20 protein-coding genes are annotated in these 20,432 nt (G+C 67.5%); 15 read left to right on the top strand and 5 right to left on the bottom strand.

Annotated features, from left to right (window positions below; translation table 11 throughout):
- Positions 1-30: 30 nt before the first annotated feature.
- The 5 genes from LKO27_RS09775 to LKO27_RS09755 all read left to right on the top strand — a co-directional run bounded on the left by LKO27_RS09775 (position 31) and on the right by LKO27_RS09755 (position 4,742).
- Positions 31-1,347: an ABC transporter substrate-binding protein gene (locus LKO27_RS09775; protein WP_227737318.1), complete on the top strand. Its 1,317-nt coding sequence runs from the start codon at positions 31-33 to the stop codon at positions 1,345-1,347.
- The gene (locus LKO27_RS09770) at positions 1,340-2,365 is read left to right on the top strand and encodes a Gfo/Idh/MocA family protein (protein ID WP_227737317.1); all 1,026 of its coding nucleotides are present in this window, start codon (positions 1,340-1,342) and stop codon (positions 2,363-2,365) included. The genes LKO27_RS09775 and LKO27_RS09770 overlap by 8 nt, the downstream gene beginning before the upstream one ends.
- A 19-nt stretch (positions 2,366-2,384) precedes the next feature.
- Complete coding sequence (betC, locus tag LKO27_RS09765; RefSeq protein ID WP_370630000.1) at positions 2,385-3,953, top strand: choline-sulfatase; 1,569 nt, start codon at positions 2,385-2,387, stop codon at positions 3,951-3,953.
- A gap of 173 nt (positions 3,954-4,126) precedes the next feature.
- Positions 4,127-4,534, top strand: coding sequence for an NUDIX domain-containing protein (locus tag LKO27_RS09760; RefSeq protein ID WP_227737315.1), 408 nt, complete (start codon positions 4,127-4,129; stop codon positions 4,532-4,534).
- A gap of 1 nt (position 4,535) precedes the next feature.
- Entirely contained in the window at positions 4,536-4,742 is a 207-nt protein-coding gene (locus LKO27_RS09755; RefSeq protein WP_227737314.1) for a hypothetical protein, read from the top strand.
- Here LKO27_RS09755 and LKO27_RS09750 read toward each other — a convergent pair.
- The gene (locus tag LKO27_RS09750; RefSeq protein ID WP_227737313.1) at positions 4,729-5,952 is read right to left on the bottom strand and encodes an anaerobic sulfatase maturase; all 1,224 of its coding nucleotides are present in this window, start codon (positions 5,950-5,952) and stop codon (positions 4,729-4,731) included. The genes LKO27_RS09755 and LKO27_RS09750 overlap by 14 nt on opposite strands.
- A gap of 146 nt (positions 5,953-6,098) precedes the next feature.
- Between LKO27_RS09750 and mgrA the strand changes: the two genes are divergently transcribed.
- The 5 genes from mgrA to LKO27_RS09725 all read left to right on the top strand — a co-directional run bounded on the left by mgrA (position 6,099) and on the right by LKO27_RS09725 (position 10,563).
- Positions 6,099-7,136, top strand: a complete 1,038-nt coding sequence (mgrA, locus tag LKO27_RS09745; protein WP_227737312.1) for an L-glyceraldehyde 3-phosphate reductase — start codon at positions 6,099-6,101, stop codon at positions 7,134-7,136.
- Positions 7,133-7,408, top strand: coding sequence for a hypothetical protein (locus tag LKO27_RS09740; RefSeq protein ID WP_227737311.1), 276 nt, complete (start codon positions 7,133-7,135; stop codon positions 7,406-7,408). Before mgrA ends, LKO27_RS09740 begins: the two co-directional genes overlap by 4 nt.
- 367 nt (positions 7,409-7,775) lie before the next feature.
- Positions 7,776-8,063: a FeoA family protein gene (locus tag LKO27_RS09735; RefSeq protein ID WP_227737310.1), complete on the top strand. Its 288-nt coding sequence runs from the start codon at positions 7,776-7,778 to the stop codon at positions 8,061-8,063.
- Complete coding sequence (locus LKO27_RS09730) at positions 8,060-10,000, top strand: ferrous iron transporter B (RefSeq protein WP_227737309.1); 1,941 nt, start codon at positions 8,060-8,062, stop codon at positions 9,998-10,000. The genes LKO27_RS09735 and LKO27_RS09730 overlap by 4 nt, the downstream gene beginning before the upstream one ends.
- The gene (locus LKO27_RS09725) at positions 9,997-10,563 is read left to right on the top strand and encodes a NifU family protein (protein WP_227737308.1); all 567 of its coding nucleotides are present in this window, start codon (positions 9,997-9,999) and stop codon (positions 10,561-10,563) included. The genes LKO27_RS09730 and LKO27_RS09725 overlap by 4 nt, the downstream gene beginning before the upstream one ends.
- Here LKO27_RS09725 and LKO27_RS09720 read toward each other — a convergent pair.
- Entirely contained in the window at positions 10,490-10,876 is a 387-nt protein-coding gene (locus tag LKO27_RS09720) for a VOC family protein (protein ID WP_227737307.1), read from the bottom strand. The genes LKO27_RS09725 and LKO27_RS09720 overlap by 74 nt on opposite strands.
- A gap of 18 nt (positions 10,877-10,894) precedes the next feature.
- Complete coding sequence (locus LKO27_RS09715; RefSeq protein WP_227737306.1) at positions 10,895-12,115, bottom strand: YibE/F family protein; 1,221 nt, start codon at positions 12,113-12,115, stop codon at positions 10,895-10,897.
- Between the two features lie 131 nt (positions 12,116-12,246).
- Between LKO27_RS09715 and LKO27_RS09710 the strand changes: the two genes are divergently transcribed.
- The 3 genes from LKO27_RS09710 (at position 12,247) to LKO27_RS09700 (ending at position 15,291) form a co-directional block, all read left to right on the top strand.
- Complete coding sequence (locus tag LKO27_RS09710; RefSeq protein WP_227737305.1) at positions 12,247-12,714, top strand: DoxX family protein; 468 nt, start codon at positions 12,247-12,249, stop codon at positions 12,712-12,714.
- A gap of 84 nt (positions 12,715-12,798) precedes the next feature.
- Entirely contained in the window at positions 12,799-13,713 is a 915-nt protein-coding gene (locus tag LKO27_RS09705) for a rhomboid family intramembrane serine protease (protein WP_227737304.1), read from the top strand.
- Positions 13,714-13,902: 189 nt separating this feature from the next.
- Positions 13,903-15,291, top strand: coding sequence for a M23 family metallopeptidase (locus LKO27_RS09700; RefSeq protein ID WP_227737303.1), 1,389 nt, complete (start codon positions 13,903-13,905; stop codon positions 15,289-15,291).
- Here the strand turns inward: LKO27_RS09700 and LKO27_RS09695 are convergent, their stop codons facing one another.
- Positions 15,292-17,214 (bottom strand): penicillin-binding transpeptidase domain-containing protein, encoded by a 1,923-nt coding sequence (locus LKO27_RS09695; RefSeq protein ID WP_227737302.1) that lies wholly within the window; start codon positions 17,212-17,214, stop codon positions 15,292-15,294.
- 258 nt (positions 17,215-17,472) lie between these two features.
- On the opposite strand from LKO27_RS09695, the gene LKO27_RS09690 reads away from it, so the two are divergent.
- Both LKO27_RS09690 and LKO27_RS09685 read left to right on the top strand, forming a co-directional pair.
- A complete protein-coding gene (locus LKO27_RS09690; RefSeq protein WP_227737587.1) occupies positions 17,473-18,654 on the top strand; it encodes a TerC family protein in 1,182 nt (393 codons plus the stop codon).
- Positions 18,655-18,662: 8 nt separating this feature from the next.
- Complete coding sequence (locus tag LKO27_RS09685) at positions 18,663-20,045, top strand: MFS transporter (protein WP_227737301.1); 1,383 nt, start codon at positions 18,663-18,665, stop codon at positions 20,043-20,045.
- On the opposite strand, the gene LKO27_RS09680 is transcribed toward LKO27_RS09685, so the two are convergent.
- Positions 20,042-20,431: an ATP-binding protein gene (locus LKO27_RS09680; RefSeq protein ID WP_227737300.1), complete on the bottom strand. Its 390-nt coding sequence runs from the start codon at positions 20,429-20,431 to the stop codon at positions 20,042-20,044. The two genes, LKO27_RS09685 and LKO27_RS09680, sit on opposite strands and share 4 nt — an antisense overlap.
- Position 20,432 lies beyond the last annotated feature (1 nt).

The raw sequence follows: 20,432 nt of genomic DNA, 5'->3' as shown, positions 1-20,432 counted from the left end.
CGCGCAGCATCACACAAAGGAGTTTGAAACATGAAGCGCATCGCAACAATGCTCGTCGCGATCGTCCTCACCTTCACGTTAGGAGCCTGCACCGCCATCCAACGTGCCACTGAGGGTGAGGCGCCGGCAGGCGAGGAGTCTAAGTCGTTCACCTACTGGTCCATGTGGTCCGAGGGCGAACCACAGCAGGTCATGGCCCAGAAGGCCATCGACGAGTTCACAGCTGAGACCGGCATCGAGGTCAAGGTCGAGTGGATCGGCCGGGACAACATGAAGAAGTTGTCCCCTACCCTCAATTCCCCCGAGTCGCCCGCTGATCTGGTCGATGCGGCCCAACGAAACATCAAGTCGGTGCTCGCCAGCACGGATTCGAGCCTGTCGATGAACCCGGTCCTCGATGCCAATATCCCGGGCGAGGACGTGACAGTGCGTTCTGTCATCCCTGAGGAGTACTGGGACATGGTCACCGACGACGGCGACACCTGGATGGTCCCCTACCAGGTCATCAGTTCCGCGTTCTGGTACAACGGCGCAACCCATCCGGAACTTGACGGCCAGTACCCGAAGACCTGGGACGAATTCATCGCGTGGCTGGAGGCTGCAAAGGCGGAAGGCGCCACCCCCATCGCGCAAGATGGCGACATCGCAAACTTCAACCTGTACTACTTCGCCGAACTTGCGGTTCGCAACACCGGACCAGGCGAACTCAATGCAGCCGCCGGGGATCCCAGCGGCGAGGCGCTCAAGGCCGAAGGTTTCGTGAATGCGGCGAAGCAGGTCCAGCAGTTGGTCGATGGCGGCTACTTCGTCGATGGCTACTCCAGCAGCAAGTGGCCCGCGATGCAGCAGAAGTGGGCCGAGAACGAAGCAGAACTGATCTACAACGGCACCTGGATTCCCCACGAGACCAAGGCGTCCGCTGGGGATGAATTCGAGTACAGGGCCTTCCCCATGCCCGAAGCAGCTCCGGGTGGAAACATGTCGCAGGAGGTCTCGTTCATCGGTTTCGGCATTCCGGCGAAGGCCCCGAATGCTGAGGCCGCGCAGGAGTTCATCACCTACTTCATGAACAAGGAACGGCTCTCGCGGGTGTCCTCCGAGGTGGGGAACATGACACCTCGCGGAGACATCGAGGTGCCGGAGGCGCTCACCGACATCAAGCAGATGATCGATGATGCTCCTGCAGTCCATGGCCAGTTCGATCAAATCATCGACGACCACGGCGACTGGACCACGAAGGTACTCATCCCCCTTACGAACCAGCTGGTCTTCGGGGAGATCTCCGCGGAGGAATTCTCGGCACAATTGCCGGCTACAAGTGCCGAGTACTGGAAGAACAATGCCTGAGTTCAAGACGCTCAGGCTGGGATTTGTCGGGGCGGGGGTTCGTGGGCGGCTGTTCGCGAACCTCGCGCTCCGGCATCCCGACGTGGAGGTGGTGGGCGTTCACGATCTCTCCCCAACGGCCGCTCGGGCGTTCTCCGACGAGACGGGTGTCCCCATCCTGAATGGGATCGAGGCGCTAATTCGAGAAGGCCTCGACTCCTTGGTGGTGGCCACCCCGGACCATGTCCACGCCGAAGCTGTCCTCGCGGGGGCTGCTGCAGGCCTGCACCTGCTGGTCGAAAAGCCCTTGGCCACAACCACGAGGGACGCGGTCGCCATGCGCTCGGCAGTCCGAGACCACGCTGCGCGGGTATCGGTGGCTTACCTGAACAGGTGGCACCCGGCTTTCCGAAACATTCTGGCCGACGCCGATTCAGGTGCGCTCGGGCGAGTTCTCTTCCAGAACGCTCGGCTCAGCAACTCCCTCCGCGTCCCTCTCAAGGCATTGTCCTGGGCCCGCCACTCGTCACCGGGCTGGTTCCTGATGCCGCACACGCTCGACATCGTCGCGGCCCTGGCGCCCAAGGGGCGCACCGTCGTCCAGGCAGTGGGCAGCCGAGGCGTCCTGGCCTCACACGGAGTCGACACCTGGGACGGTCTGCAAGCGCTCTTGGCGTTCGAGGATGGTAGCTCTGCTTCCGTCGAGTCCCTGTGGGTGCTGCCGGACGGAATGCCTGCGCCGGTCCGGTTCGGTTATGAGGTAGTCGGGGAGCACGCTTCAGCCGTTGTGGAGGACTCTCGGCAAGGGCTCGAGATATACCGGGCGGCCTCCACGGAGTTCCCCAGGGCGCTGGTCTCGGCGTACGACGACATGCCCATGGGGCCGAACGTCACAATGCTGGATGCCTTCATCCAGACTCTGCGGGACGGACACAAGCGACTCCCTGACCTTGATGAGGCCATGTGGGTGAGTCAGCTTATTGAGGCCGTTCACACGGCCGCGGCTGAGCGCGCGGCCGTGACCGTGGAGCCGGCCTGACCAGGGAGAGTTGAGTGGTGTGACAACAACAACGGATTCTCTACGGCCCGTCAACATTGTGCTCGTGATGGCCGATCAGCTTTCGGCCCTCGCCACGTCGCCCTATGGGAACGCGGACGTCCTGACCCCGAACATGGATGCACTGGCAAGTCGCGGTACGTTGTTCGAGAGGACGTACTGCAACGCTCCGTTGTGTGCACCATCCCGGGCCTCCATGATGACCGGGATGCTCCCCGGCCGGATCCCCGTCGATGACAACTTTGAGGAACTCCCAGCGGGAATTCCCACCTTTGCCCACCACCTGCGACGGCGTGGTTACCAAACGATCCTCAGTGGCAAGATGCACTTCGTCGGGCCGGACCAGTTGCATGGTTTCGAGGAGCGTTTGACAACTGACATCTACCCGTCTGACTTCCTCGGTGCCCAGGATTGGGAAACCCTGGGAGATCCTCCGCGGCCACCAGCCGTCCGACAGGGCAGACCGATGGCGAGGATGGTGCCGGAGGCAGGGCCGGTGAAGTGGTCCACTCAGTTGGACTATGACGAGGAGGTTCACTTCCGTGCGTGCGAACGACTTCGCCAGTTGGCCCGCCGCGAGGACGAGAGCCGGCCATGGTTCCTTTGCGTTTCCTACACGCAACCCCATGATCCATATGCACCAGCACAGGAGTACTGGGACAGATACGAGGGCCGCGAGTTGGCACCCCCGGCGGAGGGGCCGGAGGGATGGAAACCCACCGTGTGGGACCAGTGGGTCAACTCTTACCAGGGCGTGGAGATGGTGGACACAAGCCCGGAGGCAGTCCGGCGCCTGCGCCGCGCCTACTACGCGATGGTCAGCTACATCGATGACAAGCTGGGCGAACTTGTGTGGGAGTTGGAGCGGCTCGGGCAACTCGAGAATACCGTCGTCGTACTGACGAGCGATCACGGTGACATGCTCGGTGAGCATGGGATGTTCTTCAAGCGGACATTCAGGGAGTGGTCAACGCGCGTGCCCCTGATCCTGGCTGGTCCCGGGATCCCGTCCGCGCAGCGGGTGGAGACGCACGCTTCACTGGTGGACCTCTTCCCGACGATGGTCGCACTAGCGGACGCGAAGGATGACTACGGGGAAGACCAGAACGTCCCGGCCCGCCCTGGGAGGGACCTGTTCGACCCGAACACCACCCCGGAGCCCGTGATCATCGATTACAGCGCGAACGGAGTGATCGCGCCCACGAGAACCGTTGTCTCCGGATCGATGAAGTACGTCTACGTACACGGACGGGAGGAACTCCTCTTTGACCTGGAACAAGACCCCGACGAGTGGTGCGACGTCTCAACCGATCCCGACTACTCTGAGTCGCTCACCAGCCTCAGGACCGCTTGTATGACTGACTGGGACCCCGCAGCAGCGCACGAACGCACTCTCAAGAGTCAGCGAAGGCGGGCGTTCTTGGGTCAGGCGCTGGCCACCGGCCGGGTCAGGGACTGGGACTTCCAGCCTTTCTTCGACGCCGCTCGCCAGCACATGCGACGACCGGCGGGGCCCATCTGGGACTTCAGCTATACCGACCAAGCAAACCCGTCACTTGGAGGCGGATGACGAATGCCTGGGGTTCTTTGACCAGAGGGTGCCTCACGGGCACGCGGCCAACAGCGCTTCGGCCGTGAGGTGGCGCAGCCGCGGCGCGTCGATGGCCCCCTGAGCACACGCGGGGCCGGCGCCCGGAGGCCGTATCCTGACCGGGATTCCTGGACCCGTTGATCGGAGGGTGTGTGCGGCAGCTGGTGGTGGGCGCGCTGATCGTCGACGACCTCGCCCGGCCCACGCGGGTGCTGGCCGCCAGGCGGACCACCCCACCCGCCGGCCGCTGGGAGTTCCCCGGCGGCAAGGTGGAGCCCGGGGAGAGCGCTGTCGACGGGCTGGCCCGGGAGATTGCCGAGGAGCTGCTGGTCGCCGTCGAGGTGGGAGACCGGCTGGATCCGCCCGACGGCGGGCGCTGGGTCATCTCGGAGGCCCTCGAGCTGGAGCTGTGGTGGTGCACCGCCGACGGCGGGCGGCCCACACCCCACGACTCGCACGACGCCGTCCGCTGGCTCACCGCCGAAGAACTCACGGCCGTCGACTGGCTCGACGGCGACCGCGCGGCGCTGCCCACCGTCGCCGCCAGGCTGCGGGGCTGAGGTGCCCGGACTGCCGCGCGGGTTCAGGGAGGTGCCGATCGGGCAGCGCGTGACCGTTCGCTTCCTGCTCGACGACGGGTCCGCCACCGACGCCGTCGGGCCCGTCACGGAGCGCGACGAGGAGACCTTCGTCGTCGCAACCAAACGTCGGGGCGAGGTGCGGATCCGCTACGACCGCGTGGTCGCAGCGCGCGTCATCGCTCCATGACTTCTGCCGGCGCGCGGCCGGACTGGAGCAGCATGGCCATCTCCTCGATTGTCGGGGCGGCGTGGCTGAAGAAGTTGAAGTACCCCTCGCACAGGTAGTTCTGCCCCTCCTGCCCGTCGACGGAGACGGCGAAGCGGTCCTTGGGACAGCCGCCGTTGCAGGCCCAGCGCACGGGGCAGCGACGGCACTGGTCGGTCAGTCCGGTGCGTTTGGAGCGGCCGAACTCCCGCTGCTGGGGGCTGGTCAGGACGTCGGCGAAGGCGTTGGTTCGGACGTTGCCCAGTTCGTAGCCGGGCTCGACGAAGTGGTCGCAGGAGTAGATGTCACCGTTGTGCTCCACCGCCAGCGCCGTGCCGCACTCGGGGGCATGGACGCACAGCGAGTACTGCCCGAAGCGGGCGGCCAGCATCACGTCGAAGTGCTGGACGTAGACCTTGCCGACGTCGGTGCGCACCCACTCGTCGAACACCTGGTTCAGGAATCGGCCCCACTGGGCGGGCGCGACGGAGCGGGACGTGACGGCGTCGCCGACCTGCCGGTAGAGCAGCCGCGCGCCGTCGGGGCCGATCCAGCCCTGCTCGGCGGTGGCCAGATCCTCGGCCGGGACGCGTTCGACGATGGGGATGAACTGCAGGAACGTGGCGCCCAGGTCGTCGCGGAAGTAGCGGTACACCTCGGCGCCGTGGTCGGCGTTCGCGGCGTTGACCGTGCACAGGATGTTGGTCTCGACGTCGTGCTTGCGCAGGTACTCCCAGCCGCGGATCACCTGGGCGTGCGTGCCGCGGCCGGCCTTGTTGACCCGGTAGGAGTCGTGGAGCGCGGCGGGGCCGTCGATGGACAACCCGACGAGGAAGCCCTCGTCGTGGAGGAAGGCGCACCAGTCGTCGTCGAGCAGGGTGCCGTTGGTCTGCATGGCGTGGGTCACGCGCTGACCGGGGCGCTTGAGCTCGTTGCCGAGCCGCACCGCCTCCCGGTAGAAGGCGAGCCCGCGCATCGTCGGCTCCCCGCCCTGCCACATCAGCGTGACGTCACCGTCGGGGTGGGAGTCCAGCTGGTTGGCGATGTAGGCGTGGAGGGTCTCTGCGGACATCCGTTGCGAGTCGGCGTCGTAGAGCAGTTCCTTGGACAGGAAGAAGCAGTAGGTGCAGTCCAGGTTGCAGGCGGCGCCGGTGGGTTTGGTGACGACGGAGAACGGCAAATTGCGCTGCATCGACACCCTCCTGCCCTCGACTCGGGAACGAACCTGTCCCCCTTTACTACGCGGTCGGAGGTGGGGAATCAAACCCAAGGGGCAACTTGCGCACCGGCACCGACCCCCAACGCCCCCGTCGTCTGCGACTGGGGCAGGATGGGGGCATGTATCCCACCTACGTTCCTGATCCCGACCGCTACGACGGCCGGATGCCCTACCGTCACACCGGACGCTCGGGACTCCAGCTGCCGCTGATCTCGCTTGGCCTGTGGCAGAACTTCGGCGACGACAAGCCCATGGAGACCCAGCGGGCCATCATCCGCCGCTCCTTCGACGCGGGCATCACCCATTTCGACCTCGCCAACAACTACGGACCGCCCTACGGGCAGGCGGAGATCAACTTCGGGACGATCTTCGCGCAGGACCTCAAGCCGTTCCGCGACGAGCTGATCATCTCCAGCAAGGCCGGCTACGACATGTGGGCGGGCCCCTACGGACAGGGTGGCGGCAGCCGCAAGTACGTGCTTGCCAGCCTGGACCAGTCGCTGGCGAGGATGGGGCTGGACTACGTCGACATCTTCTACTCGCATCGCTTCGACCCCGACACCCCGATCGAGGAGACGATGATGGCGCTGGACCAGGCCGTCCGGTCCGGCCGCGCCCTCTACATCGGCATCTCCTCGTACTCTGCGGCCAAGACGCGCGAGGCGGCCAACATCGCCCGCCAGCTCGGCACCCCGCTGCTCATCCACCAGCCCAGCTACAACATGTTCAACCGCTGGATCGAGCCGGACCTGATCGAGGCCTGCGACGCCGAGGGCATGGGCATCATCGCCTTCACGGCTCTGGCGCAGGGGCTCCTCACCGACCGCTACCTGGGCGGCATCCCCACCGACTCCCGCATGGCCCGTCCCGGCAGCCTCTCGAAGAGCATGCTCACCCCTGAGACCCTGGACCACATCCAGGCGCTCAACGAGATCGCGAAGAGCCGTGGCCAGAAGCTCGCGCAGATGGCACTGGCGTGGGTGCTGCGCGACGAGCGGGTCACCTCGACGTTGATCGGGGCCTCGTCGGTGGAGCAGCTCGAGACCAACCTCGGTGCGCTGGAGAACCTGGACTTCGCCGACGACGAGCTGGCCGCCATCGACGAGCACGCCGTCGAGGCCGGAGTGAACCTCTGGGCGAAGGCAACCGAGGAGTGAGGGGTCGGCCGATCACGCCTGAACCCGTCGACGGCGAGCCGCGGGCGGTGCGGTGGGTGGTTCCCTTCGAGGACCTGCCCGTCGGCGAGGTCACGTCCGCCCCCGGGACGATCGGCCCACTGTTGGAGTACGGAGTCCTGACACGGGTGGTCCTTGAGGCTGGCGCCGTGGTGACCTGGCTGCGTGAGGACCAGTCCTGGACGGACCAGGGTCCGCGCATCCGCGACGCCGTCGACGCGGCCCTGGACCTCGACGGCTGGGAGGTCGGCTGACGAAGCCGGCCGTCGCGTTGGCCACAGTCTGAGTCGAGAGCGACGGCGCGTGGTCGGTCCGGCGGCGCCACTGTTCCTGGGCCGCGCTACCGGTCCCCCTTGGACGCCACCGGTCCCGGGCCGCGCTACCGGTCCCGGGCCGCGCCACCGCTCCAACGGTGGCGTCGGCCCTTAGTGGTGGCGAACCGCGCCGACGGTGGCGTCGGCCCCTAGCAGTGGCGCACCGCGCCGACGGTGGCGTCGGCCCCTAGCGGTGGCGAACCGTGCCGACGGTGGCGTCGGCCCTCGGTCACCGCTGCGGCGCAGCTCGGGGCCGAAACCCCACCCCGCTGATTTTGGTCAGGTTAGGCATTGCTAATTTGACTGCGTGACCGAGATCCTGAGGCGACTGGAACAGCGCAACTGCGCCGTCGACGAGGGCGAGGTCAGCTGCTCGCTCGCTGAGCTGGGCGCGGACTGCCCGGCCCGCATCGTCGGGTTCAGCTGCGACGGCGCAATCGCGCGCCGCCTGTTCGATCTGGGTTTCGCGCCAGGGCAGACCGCCAGGCTCGTCCGTCGCGCGCCGCTGCGTGACCCGATCATGTTCAACGTCGGCGGGACCGACATCGTGCTGCGCCGCGCCGAGGCGGACCGGATCCTCGTCGCCATCCCATGAGCCACCACCACGGCGCCACCCGGACGGCCCCGCTCGCGGCGGGGACACCCCGGTTCGCGCTCGTCGGGAGTCCGAACGCGGGCAAGACCACGCTGTTCAACGCGCTGACCGGATTGCGCGCCAAGACGGGAAACTACCCGGGCGTCACCGTGGCCAGATACGAGGGTGTTCACGTCCGAGGCGAGCAGCGCCACCTGGTGGAGGACCTGCCGGGCACCTACAGCCTCGACGCCATCAGCCCGGACGAGGAGATCGTCTCCAAGGTGCTGACCGACGGCCTGGCCGACGAGCCGATCGACGGCCTCATCGTGACCCTGGACGCCACCAACCTGCGCCGCTCCCTCGGCCTGCTCGCCCAGACCCAGCACCTGGGGGCTCCGGCCATCGTCGTCCTGACCTTCACCGATGAACTCGCCCGCCGCGGCGGCACCGTCGACCCCGAAGCCCTCGGCAGGGCCACCGGCAACCGGGTGGTGCCCGTCGTCGCGGGGGACCGACGGGGGGTCGCGGCCTTGTCTGCGGCCATGTCGGAGGTGACGCAGTGGCCACGGCCGGTCATCCCGGCACCCACCGACCCCTCCGAGCTCAGCCAGTGGGCCGACTCGGTACTTTCAGCCTCCGGTTTCCGTGCCCCCGGATCCGACGCCCGCACCAGCCGGATCGACGCCGTCCTGCTGCATCCGCTGTGGGGGACGCTCGTGTTCATCGCGACGATGTTCGCGTTCTTCCAGGTGGTCTTCACGGTGGCCGCACCCCTGCAAGGGCTGATCGAGGCCCTGTTCGCCTGGCTGGGCGACGTCGCCCGCAGCGGTATCGGGATCGGCTGGCTGGCGGGTCTGGTCGCCGACGGGCTCATCGGCGGCGTCGGCGGGGTGCTCGTATTCCTGCCCCAGATCGCCCTGCTGTTCCTCCTCATCTCCCTGCTCGAGGGCACCGGCTACCTGGCTCGCGCCGCCTTCCTCATGGACCGCGTCATGGGCCTGGCCGGACTGGAGGGCAGGGCGTTCGTCGCGCTCCTCAGCGCCATGGCGTGCGCAATCCCCGGGATCATGGCCACCCGGACGCTGCCGTCGGCGAAGGACCGGATCGCCACGATGATGGGCGCGCCGCTGATGACGTGCTCGGCCCGGCTGCCGGTCTACGTGATGCTGATCAGCATGCTCGTCCCCGCTGACCAGCGGTGGGGCCCGGTGGGTGCGCAGGGGATGATCATGTTCGGGCTCTACGTCCTGGGCGCGGTCTCGGCCATGGCTTCGGCGTGGGCGTTCAAGAAGATCCTCGGACGCTCGGACGCGGCGCTGCCGTTCTACCTCGAGATGCCGTCCTACCGCCTGCCCAGACTTCGCAGCATCGCCGTGGCCGTGTGGGACGCCTGCACCGCGTTCCTGCGCAAGGTGACCAGCATCATCCTGCTCACCACGCTGTTGCTCTGGGTGCTGCTGAACTTCCCGCTCGCCTCCCGGGCGGAACTGGACCGCGCGGGCATCGACGCCCGCGACGAGGTGGCCGTGCAGGCCCACGTCCTCGACAACTCCTTCGCCGCCGGGATCGGGCGGGCGATCGCGCCGGTCTTCGAGCCACTCGGATTCGACTGGCGGGTCAACGTCGGCGTCGTCTCCGCGCTCGCGGCGCGCGAGGTGTTCGTCGCCACCCTCGGCCAGGTGGCGGCGGCAGAGGACCCGGAGAACCCCGCGGAGGCGCTCACCGCCTGGGTCCATGCCGACGGCGAACGCGCCGGCCAGCCGGTGTTCACGCCCCCGACGGTGGCGGCCCTGCTCGTCTTCTTCGTCTACGCCCTCCAGTGCTTCGCCACGCTCGGGGTGATGCGGCGCGAGACCGGGACGTGGCGATGGTCGGTGATCGCGTTCGCCTACATGGGGTCGTTGGCCTGGGTGATGGCTTTCCTGGCCCACCTGTTTGTGGGTGCGCTCACATGAGCCTGCCCATCCACGCCGAGTCCGTCGTCGGTGATCCCTGGGCCGTGCGCTGGGTGGTCGAGGCCGGGAGCATCGCCGTCGGGGAGGTGAGCAGCGCCCCGGGGCAGCTCGGGTCCCTGCTGCGCGACGGCGTGCTGTCCGAACTGCTGGTGGAACGCGGCGGGGTGTGGTCATGGCTGGCCGACGGGCTGGACTGGGCGGTCGAGGGTCCCCGCGTCCGGCAGGCAGTGCAGTCCGCCGTCCAACTCGACGGTTGGGTCACGGTGCGCTCGGCCCGGCTGCTGGAACTCGTGGCGCGGGACGTCATCGAGGTGCAGCAAGGTGGCTACATTGCTTCGCACGGCGGGGTGATCGGCATCGCTGCAGTGGAGCAGGACTCGTTGGTCCTGGACCTCGGTGGCGCCTGCAGGGACTGCCCGGCGGCCGGCCGCACGCTGAACCAGCGGATCGAGCGCTCCGTGCGCGCGCGCTATCCGGAACTCGCTACGGTCAGTCGTTGTCTGCCTGCGCTGCGGGGACCAGTTCCACCAGTCCGACGAGGTTGTCCTCCGAGTCTCGGATGAAGGCGTGCCACTCGTGGTGTCCGGCGCTCCCCAGGAAGTCGTCGACGTGCGTGAAGATGCGATGTGGCTCCGACTCTATCCGGACGCCAGCACCCCTCAGCCGTTCGACGGTGCCCGCAAGGTCGGCCACACGAAGATAGACAAGGCTGCTCGGCGCGTTTCGGTCCAGCAGGAGGCGTGTGCCGTCGAGGAGGAAGAACAGCAGCCCCGGCGGATCGAACCTGGCAGCGGGTGGGGTGCCGAGGAGCTCGGTGTAGAACTCGGCGGCTCGGTCCAGGTCGGCGGCGCGTTGGGCCACTTGGAGCAACAGCACGGTCTGTCCTTCCACTCCCTAGTGGTTCGCGGCCGACGCTGCGACGCTGACCGGCTCCTTGGCCGGGCCGACGGTGAGCGCGGCGATCCCCGTCGTGATGGGAACCGACAGCACCAGGCCGATCGCGCTCGTCAGGGTCCTCACTGCCTCGCCGGCGAACATCTCGACACCAAGCAGGTCCAGGGTGTCGCGGTTGGTGAAGTAGAGCAGCAGCAGCACTGCCAGCGCACCGCCGGCGTAGGCGAAGACGATGGTGTAGATCGTGGAGGCGATGTGGTCCCTCCCGATCCGCATCCCGGCCGCGAACACCTTCGTCCGGCTCCACTGCGGTGCGGCGGCCCGAAGTTCCCACACCGCGGAGCTCTGGGTGATGGTGACGTCGTTCAGCACACCGAGCCCGCCGATGATGATGGCCACCATGAGCAGTTCCTGGAAGTCGAGCCCGCCGACGAGCTGGGCCAGGTCGTACTCCATCTCGTCGGCGAACCCCGACAGCCGGGCGGCCTTCACCGAGATCCAGCCCAGCCCGGTCGTGACCGCCAGACCGAGCAGGGTGCCGGCGAGTGCCGTCGAGGTCCGGATGGAGACGCCGTGGGCCACATAGAGGACGACGAACATGATGGCGGTGGACCCCGCGAGCGCCACGGGCAGGCCGGGTTTGCCGACGATGAGCGCCGGCAGCATGAAGCCCATCAGGACGTAGGCGGCCACCCCGAGGCCGATGAGCGCGAACAGTCCCTTCCAGCGGGCGACGGCCACGACGCACAGGACGAACAGCACGGCCAGCGTGATCAGCACCGGTAGTCGGTTGGTGCCGGAGTAGGAGTAGATGGCCTCGCCGGTCTCGGTTGTGATCCGCGCCATCTCGATCGAGTCGCCCTCGGTGAGGCCCGCCTGGGTCTGTGGCCCGAGGAGTTCGACGTCGACCGTCTGGCCCACGTCCTCTCCGGTGCTCACCTCCACCTTTGCCGTCTGGCACCCGGCTCCCGGGCCGCTGTCCACCGAGGACTCGCAGCCGTCGGTCATCGCGACGATCGTCCCGTCCTCGTACGAGACACCGGGCGCGTCGTAGACGGGGACGATCGCGGTGCCCAGTTCAGCCTGGGACGGCCACAGCCAGATCAGGCCCGCGACGGCGAACACGCCCAGGACGGCGAGGAACGCGACGAGGGCATTCCGCGCACGGGTGCCCACCTCGACTTCTGCGTGCTGCCCGCCGTGCGAGTGTCCGTGGCCCATGGTCGCTCAGCCTACCCACGAGGCACGCCTAGGGGTGGCCGCCCATGCCCCGGATTTGCATTCGGGACGGGCCAGCAGGCATAGTTGTCCGCGCAACAGTTGAACCTACAACCATCAACGTTAGGAATCCGATGTCCCTGCTCGCCCCTGCCCGCCGCATCCCAGCTCTGCAAGATGTCGCCCTGCTCGTGGCCCGCGTCGCCGTCGGCGTCGTCCTCCTCGCGCACGGCCTCCAGAAGGCCTTCGAGTTCACCCCTGCCGGAACCGCCGGCGCGTTCGCCCAGATGGGCGTCCCGGCCGCCGAACTCGTTGCCTGGTACACGATCTTCGCCGAGTTGGTTGGTGGCGCGGCCATCATCCTTGGCGTCCTGACCCCGGTGTTCGCGCTCGCCAACATCGTCAGCATGGTCGGTGCCTTCTTCATGGTGCACCTCGCCAACGGCGTGTTCGTCACTGCCAACGGCTACGAGCTCGTCCTGGCCATCTTCGCCGCACTCGTCCCCGTCGCCGTCCTTGGCGCCGGACGGTGGAGCATCGACGCCCTCTTCTCGCGTCGGGCCGAGGTCCGCAGCGACGTTCGGGAGGACGTCCTCGTCTGAGGCAACCCCCTCCGACCCCGATGCGCCGCCCGGCTCCAGCCGGGCGGCGCATCGTCGTTGTGGCCCGCCGGTAGGCTGGCCAGCATGGAATCCGCCGTGCAGCCCGTCTGCTATCGCCACCCGGACAGGCCCACCCGGATCGTCTGCCAGCGTTGCAACCGCCCGATCTGCCCGGACTGCATGATCCCGGGCGCCGTCGGATTCCAGTGCCCGGAGTGCGTGGAGCTCGGCCGGCGGCAGACCAGGCAGGGAGTCCTGCCCTACGGCGGTCGTCGCAGCGCCAACCCGAAGACCACCTCGATCGTCCTGATTGCCGTGAACGTCGCGGTCTGGCTGGGTGTCATGCTGACCGGTGGTGCCTTCGGCCGGCTGTTCGACGTCCTGAGCATCAAGGCCTTGGGCTATTGCCTGGTCAACGACGGCCGCATCCTCCTGGTCGACGAGTCCGGGTGCGCCGCCGGGGGCCTGTCCTGGGTCGACGGAGTGGCCTCCGGTGGGTGGTGGCAGCTCATCAGCAGCGCGTTCACGCACGCGGACCCCTTGCACATCGCGTTCAACATGCTCGCACTGTGGGTGCTGGGCCCACAGCTCGAGCAGATCTTCGGCCGGGCCCGCTTCCTGGCGGTCTACTTCGTCTCGGCCATCGTCGCCTCGGCCTTCATCATGTGGTTCTCCGAGCCGTACACGTCGACGGTGGGGGCCTCGGGTGCCATCTTCGGTCTCATGGGGGCGATCCTGCTGGTGGCCTACAAGCACAAGGGGAACTACCAGACCATCCTGATGTGGCTGGGCGCCAACGTGGCGATCACGATCTTCGGCTCGGCCTACATCTCCTGGCAGGGCCACCTCGGCGGTCTGGTCGGCGGCCTGCTGGCCGCCTTGGCTCTGATGTACCTTCCCAAGGACAAGCGCAAGCCGTGGCAGTGGGTGCTGGTCATCGCCATCGGAGTCCTGGCCCTGGCGCTCATCACGGTGCGGGCCCTCACGATCACCGTCTGAGCTTTCTCAGCGAGTCGACGGCCCAATACCTCATGGCGAGGTCAATCTCCGAAACAATTCTCAGATTTTGTTAGGAATTCTCAGAGTGTTCCCGTAGCCTCTTCTCATCCCAAGCGATGCAAGGAGGCTGTCGCGGTGCGTCGTACCCGAGCTTTTGTGGTTTCTGTGATAGGCGCGCTCCTCCTTCCCATGGCGGGAATGCTGCCCCGGGCGCAGGCGGCGGAGCTCCCGGACTTCCAGCTCGCACTCCCCGTTCCGTGGGGCGCGACCGTTCAGGCGGGCGGCACCCACACCCACGCGTCCGGTGTCCGCAGTTCGGTGGACCTCGGAGCCAGCAACAACGTGAGCATCGCGGTCAGTGCCGCCGCCGACGGCGTCGCGTCGGTCAAAGCGGGCTGCAGCGTGACGATCGACCACGGCGACGGCTGGCGCACGCAGTACTACCACCTCAAGAACATCCCCTCCGGGCTCAACGGCGCCAAGGTGGTTGCCGGGCAGAAGCTCGGCATGACCGGCATGCCCGGAACCGAGACCTGTGGCCGCGGCACCTTCCGCCATGTGCACCTGACGCTCTACCGCGATGGCGTCGAGGTTCCGATCAGTGGACTGTCCATCGGTGGATACACCGTCCACGACTACGGCCGCAGCTACTGCGGCTACTGGACGCGGGACAGCGACGGCGCGATCGTCGCCGACGCGCGGCGGGCTTGCCTGGCGGTTCCCAGCGTGACCAACAACATCCTCAACCCAGCCACCCTGGTCGGCCGGACGGGCGACGATGCTTCCCGCGGCAGCGAGCGCCCCGTGATCGCGGAGTCCGACACCATCTCCGCCGTCCTGCTCTATGTGACCGAGGGCAACCACACCGTGGGCGGTCGCGCCTGGCGAACGGACTGTGAGCCCTACTCCCAGACGGAGCGCTGCTTCACCGAGATCTGGGCGACGCAGACGGTCAGGGCCGGCAGCGGTTACGCCAAGGCAGAGGGCTGGGTCTTCAACAACCTCACGTACAAGCCCATGAGCCGTGCGACCTGGCGCGGCAATCCCCTTGGGAACACGGGGGAGTGGATCGCCGTCGACGGACGCAGGTGGCGCACCGAGTGCGACACCGCCAACACCGGCTCGAACGGGTGCCGCAGCTACATCTGGTCCTCGGTGTTGCAGCTGACCCTGGATTCCTCCGGTCGGCAGCGCGCGACCACCAGCCCCCAGTGGGTGTTCAACAACATCGTCCACTTCAGCGCCGCTTCCGCCGTCGCTGCGGCGGCAGGCGTGAACCTCACGCAGACGACCTCGCTCGCCCGTTCCGCCGCCCAGCCGGAACTCGAACCGGCCACCCCGCCTGAACCGGTCGTGGACCAGCCGGTACCCGACGTCGAACCTTCCAGGACCCCGGACGACGTCGCTCCGAGTGAGCCCGCGAACCCGTCTTCTGACCCGGATTCCGTTGAACCCTCAGCATCTCCTGCCGACCCTGGGTCCATTGAGGCCAACGATCCCTCGGCGAACCAGGTCAGCGTCCAGGATGCGGATGTTCAGCCTGCCGACGTCGCCACTCCCGCTCCCGGTGAGTCCTGATCACGAGAACAGCGCGGTGATGAGCGGGGCCGCGCTCTTGGAACCGGACTCGCCGACCTCGACGAACGCGGCCACCGCGTAGTCCTTGTTCCAGGAGATCATCCAGGCGTGGTGCTGGTAGTTGCCCACCTGCCCCCACTCCGCGGTGCCGGTCTTGGCGCCGGTCATGATCGGTGCCAGTGACCGGCCGGGACCCTCGGTGATGACCGTCGTCATCATCTGTTGCAGGCTGGTGGCCTCCTCCGGGGTGAGGGGCGCGGCCGTAGGCGTGGCCTGGGCACCCTCCACCAGCCACGGGAGTGTGGTCTTGCCGCTCGCGACACTGGCGGCCACCGTCGCCATCCCCAGCGGCGACATGGTGATCTGGCCCTGGCCGATCATGCTGGCCGCCCGGTCGATCGCACTGTTGTTGGGCTCGACGGTGCCGAAGTTCGAGGTGAAGCCCGCGTCGTAGTCCGTACCGACACCGAGGCTCCCGGCGGCCGCGTGCAACTGCTCCGGTGTTATCGACGACGCCGCCGCGGCGAACGTGGTGTTGCAGGAGTGGGCCAGAGCCTGGGAGAGAGTGATGTTGCCGACCATGTTGGCGGGGTAGTCGGAGTAGTTGCCGAAGTTGTGGCCCGAGACGTTGAGGGTCGCTGGGCAGCTGACGCTCGAGGAGGGCTTGAAGCCCGCCCGCAGCATCGCCAGCGAGGAGACCACCTTGAAGGTGGAGCCCGGCGCGAACTTGCCGAAGGTTGCGTGGGGGAACTCGCCGGCGGCAGGTGAGTTGGCCGCTGCGAGGAGGGCGCCGTCGCTGGGCCGCAGGACCACCAGCGAGGCCAGTCCGGTCTGCTTGGACAGGATCTCCTCGGCCTTGAGTTGCAGGTCCCGGTCAAGGCTCAGGTTGAGGGGGTCGCCGACGCTGGAGGCCTGATGGAAGAGGTTCTGGGTCTCGAACTCCGCCCCGGCCTCCTGGTCGCCCGCCGTGTCCCGACCCACCAGGTCGACCTTGATGTCGGGAACTCCCCGCAGCCTGTCCTCGTAGCGGGCCTGCAGTCCGCTGAGACCGATGGTGTCCTGGGCCATGACGTCGCCCTCGGATGCCTTCACCTGCTCGGCGCTCGGTTTGCCGGTGCGGCCCAGCAGGGCGATGGCGAAGGTGTCGCTCGGGGCGACGACCGCGGAGGTCTCCACCACCTGGGCGCCGGGCACCAACCCGATGTCGGGGCTGATCTCCTCCTGGCGCATGGTTCGCGCCACCACGAACTGCTTCGGCCCGCCGGCCAGGACCTTCGCCTGGTAGGCCGCGGCGTCGATCTCCATCAGCCGCGCGAGGTCTGCCGCGGAGGTCTCCCACTGCGCGGCGTCGATGGCCGCCTTGTCGATACCGACCTGGTAGAGCGCTCGTTCCTCGACGAGGGCCAGGCCGGCGTTGTCGTTGATCGGTGCCCGCTTGGGCAGCGTGCGCTGGTGTCGCAACCGCGAGTCGCTGGTCAGCTGCGGGTGGACGACCTGTGGCGTCCACTGGACCTGCCACTTGCCGTCGACGAGTTCCAGGGGTGCCGTGGTCTCGAACGTCCAGCCGTCCAGGCCGAGATCATAGGTGTGGGTCAGCTTGACGGCGGCGGCGTCGTCGTTGGCCTGGTACTCGACGCCCGACACCTCCACGGTGGGGCGGTAACCGTCCATCCCCGCGAAGATCTGCTCCAGTTCGGCCTGGGCACCCGCGGGATCAGCCACCGGGAGAGCCGTCAAGTCCATGGCGGACAGACCGGCGGCGAGGTCCGCGGCCACCGGGTCCGCGCTGGGCAGTTCCCTGGGTGGCGAGGTGATCGCGGTCGGCGCCTCGGACTCCTGGGGTTGGACGCCGCCCGGCGCGCACCCACCGGCCACCGCGAGGGTCAACATGAGTGCGATGGCCGCGATGCGTCGACGTGCCATGATCCTCCCTAGCCAGAGCGTGCAGGACCGAGGATACTGCGGATCCGCGTCGGCCAGCCGCAGGCTCGCGGCCGAGGCTTGGGCCCTCGCGTGTGGCGGCAGCCGTCGCTTCCAGGGCTCCGTGCCCGGGGCAACTGCAGGCAACAGCCTGCCGGTGGGTTGGGCGCTCGCGGTAAGCTTGCTCCGGCGCAGGTGCTGATTTCATGGATCTGGGCCGTTTTTTGATCCGCCACCACAGGGAGTTGCTTCACGTTGACCGTGCCGCTTTGGATCTGGGCCCTCACAATCCTCGTCATCGCCGGTCTGCTGGCCTTTGACTTCTTCTTCCATGTTCGCAAGGCGCACATCCCGACGCTGAAGGAGGCCGCCCTCTGGTCGGCCATCTACGTCGGACTCGCAGTGCTCTTCGGCATCCTGGTGCTCATCTTCGGCGGGGCCACCATGGGCGCCGAGTACTTCACCGGATACCTCATCGAGAAGGCGCTCAGTGTTGACAACCTGTTCGTCTTCCTCGTGATCATCGGCTCCTTCGCGGTGCCACGCGAGGACCAGCAGAAGGTGCTGCTGTTCGGCATCGTGTTCGCGCTGATCGCGCGGACCGGCTTCATCTTCGCCGGCAAGGCGCTGATCGAGACCTTCTCCTGGACGTTCTACATCTTCGGGTTGTTCCTGATCCTGACGGCCGGTCGCATGCTCAAGCCGGAGACCGAGGAGCACGACGAGGCCAACAACTGGATCATCCGGCTGGCCAAGAAGTACCTGCGGACGTCGGACCACTACGACGGCGACAAGCTGTTCACCGTGGAGAACGGCAAGCGCGTCCTCACCCCGATGCTGCTGGTCATGGTGGCCATCGGCGGCACGGACCTGCTGTTCGCCGTGGACTCGGTGCCCGCCATCTACGGCGTCACCACCAACGTCTACCTGGTCTTCACCGCCACCGCGTTCTCGTTGATGGGTCTGCGCCAGCTCTACTTCCTGATCGACGGCCTGCTCGACCGCCTCATCTACCTCAAGTACGGACTGGCTGCCATCCTGGCCTTCATCGGCATCAAGCTCGTCCTCGAGGCACTCCACAAGAACCAGGTGCCGTTCATCAACGGCGGCGAGCACGTCCCCGTCTGGGTCATCCCCATCCCGGTGTCACTGCTGTTCATCGTCGTTGCACTGGCGCTGACCATCATCATCTCCCTGCTCAGCCCGAAGGGACGGATCGCCAGCGTCATCGGGTCCCTGGACCGCGCCGCGCACGGCTACCTCCACACCGAGTACCACTCCGACGGCGAGGACCGCCGCGTCGAGTACGAGCGGATCCTGGAACTCGAGGCCAAGCTGAACGCCCTGGACAGCGAAGTGGCCCGTGAGATGGCCGACGAGGCGAGCCTGCCCTGGACCTTGGAGAAGGTGCACCGGCTGCACGCCGAATCCACCAGCGGATAGGTCGGGTCGTGGCTATCGGGCCCGCACTCCGGCGGCTGTGGCGGCATGCCGCTTTCCGCCGACTCCTGACCGTGCGGGTCCTCAGCCAGGCTGCCGACGGCACCCTTCAGGTGGGGATGGCCTCCTACATCCTGTTCTCGCCCCAGACCCAGCCCAACGCCTGGGCGATCGCGGCGGTGCTGGCCCTGACGCTGCTGCCGTTCACGCTCGTCGGCCCGTTCGTCTCCACCTACCTGGACCGCTGGTCGAGGCGGCAGGTGGCTGTGATCTCCGACACCATCCGGTGTGCGCTGGCGGTGGTGATCGGCGGCATCATCGCCGGTGACCTGACCGACGGCGGCTGGCAGGTGGCGCTGTTCGCGGCACTCCTGGTGGCGATGAGCATCAACCGCTTCATGCTCGCGGGACTCGCTGCAGGCATGCAGCACACCGTCGACGCGGACGAGTACCTCTCGGCCTCCTCCATCCTGCCGACGGTGGGACCTCTCGGAGTCGTCATCGGCGCCGCCCTCGGGTTCGCCGCCCGGGCCGGTCTCGGACCCTTCCTGCCCTCCCACCAGGCCGACGCCGTCGTGTTCTGGGTGGCGGCCGTCGGCTTCGCGTGCTCCGTGATGGTGTCGCGACGGTTCGCGCACGACGCGCTCGGGCCGGAGCCGGGGCAGGCGCGCACGAAGGCGCGCGATGTCCTGGTCGGCCTCGGTGCCGCCTGGCGCCATCTCAACCACCGGGCACCTGCCGCACTGGGTCTGGCCGGGATGTTCTTCTCAAGGGTGCTGTTCGGCCTGCTCAGCGTCATCGTCATCCTGGCCCTGCGCAACCACTACCACACGGATCCGGCCCCGGCGCTGGCAGACCTGACCGTCTGGGGCCTGCTCACCGGTGCCGGCTTCATCTCCGCAACACCGTTCGTGCCGCTGCTGGCGAGGCGGCTCGGGCTGCGCCGCACCGCCGTCGCGGTCCTGCTTCTCGGTGGAATCGCGCAGTCCTTCACTGCGCTGATACCTCAGAAGTGGACCCTGTTCGTCGTCTCCTTCTTCATCGGCCTGGCCGCGCAGTCCTTCAAGATCTGCGTCGACACCCTGGTCCAGGCGCACATCGACGAGGAGTTCAAGGGCAGGGTCTTCGTCTTCTACGACGTGCTGTTCAACCTGGCGTTCGTCCTCGCGGCCGTGCTCGCCGCCCTAGTCCTGCCGCCGCAGGGGTTGTCCGCGGTTGCCTTCGTCCTGATGGCCGTCGCCTGGGTGGTGCTGGGAATCGGCTTCGGCGCAGGCGCCCTGCTCATCGGACGGGCCGCTTTCGAGCGGGGTACGGGCGACGTCACAGGAGCCGACGCTCCCGCCAACCCGCCGGGGGCAACAGGCCTCAGTGCAGCGGAAGCGCGGACCGACTAGAGCTCGCGGCGAAGATGCCAGACGTTCCCCGCGGTCCTGGCCTCGTGGGAGAAGTCGCTGAGCACCGCACGGGCAAGGGCCAGGCCACGCCCTGATTCGAGATCGGCGCCCGGCATCGTCGTCGACCCCAGGTCCAGGGAGACCGGGGGCGCGGTGTCTGACACCGTTGCCTGCAGGGCAACCGGGCTGGCGCACAGTTCAACGGTCACCTGCACGGCGTCGGCAGGGGCGCTGTGCTCGATCACGTTGGTCGTGATCTCGCTCAGCGCCAGCGCGAAGAGGCTACGGTCCTCGACGCTTCCAGGTGGATCCTCCTCCAACAGCGTCTCGAGGGCATCAAGGACCCGATCCAGGAAGTCCGGGACGGCTTCACCCTCGATCTTCACC

Origin of the sequence: Tessaracoccus sp. OS52, assembly GCF_020687685.1 — a bacterium.
Lineage (GTDB): Bacteria > Actinomycetota > Actinomycetes > Propionibacteriales > Propionibacteriaceae > Arachnia.
This window is presented reverse-complemented; position numbering and strand designations above follow the sequence as displayed.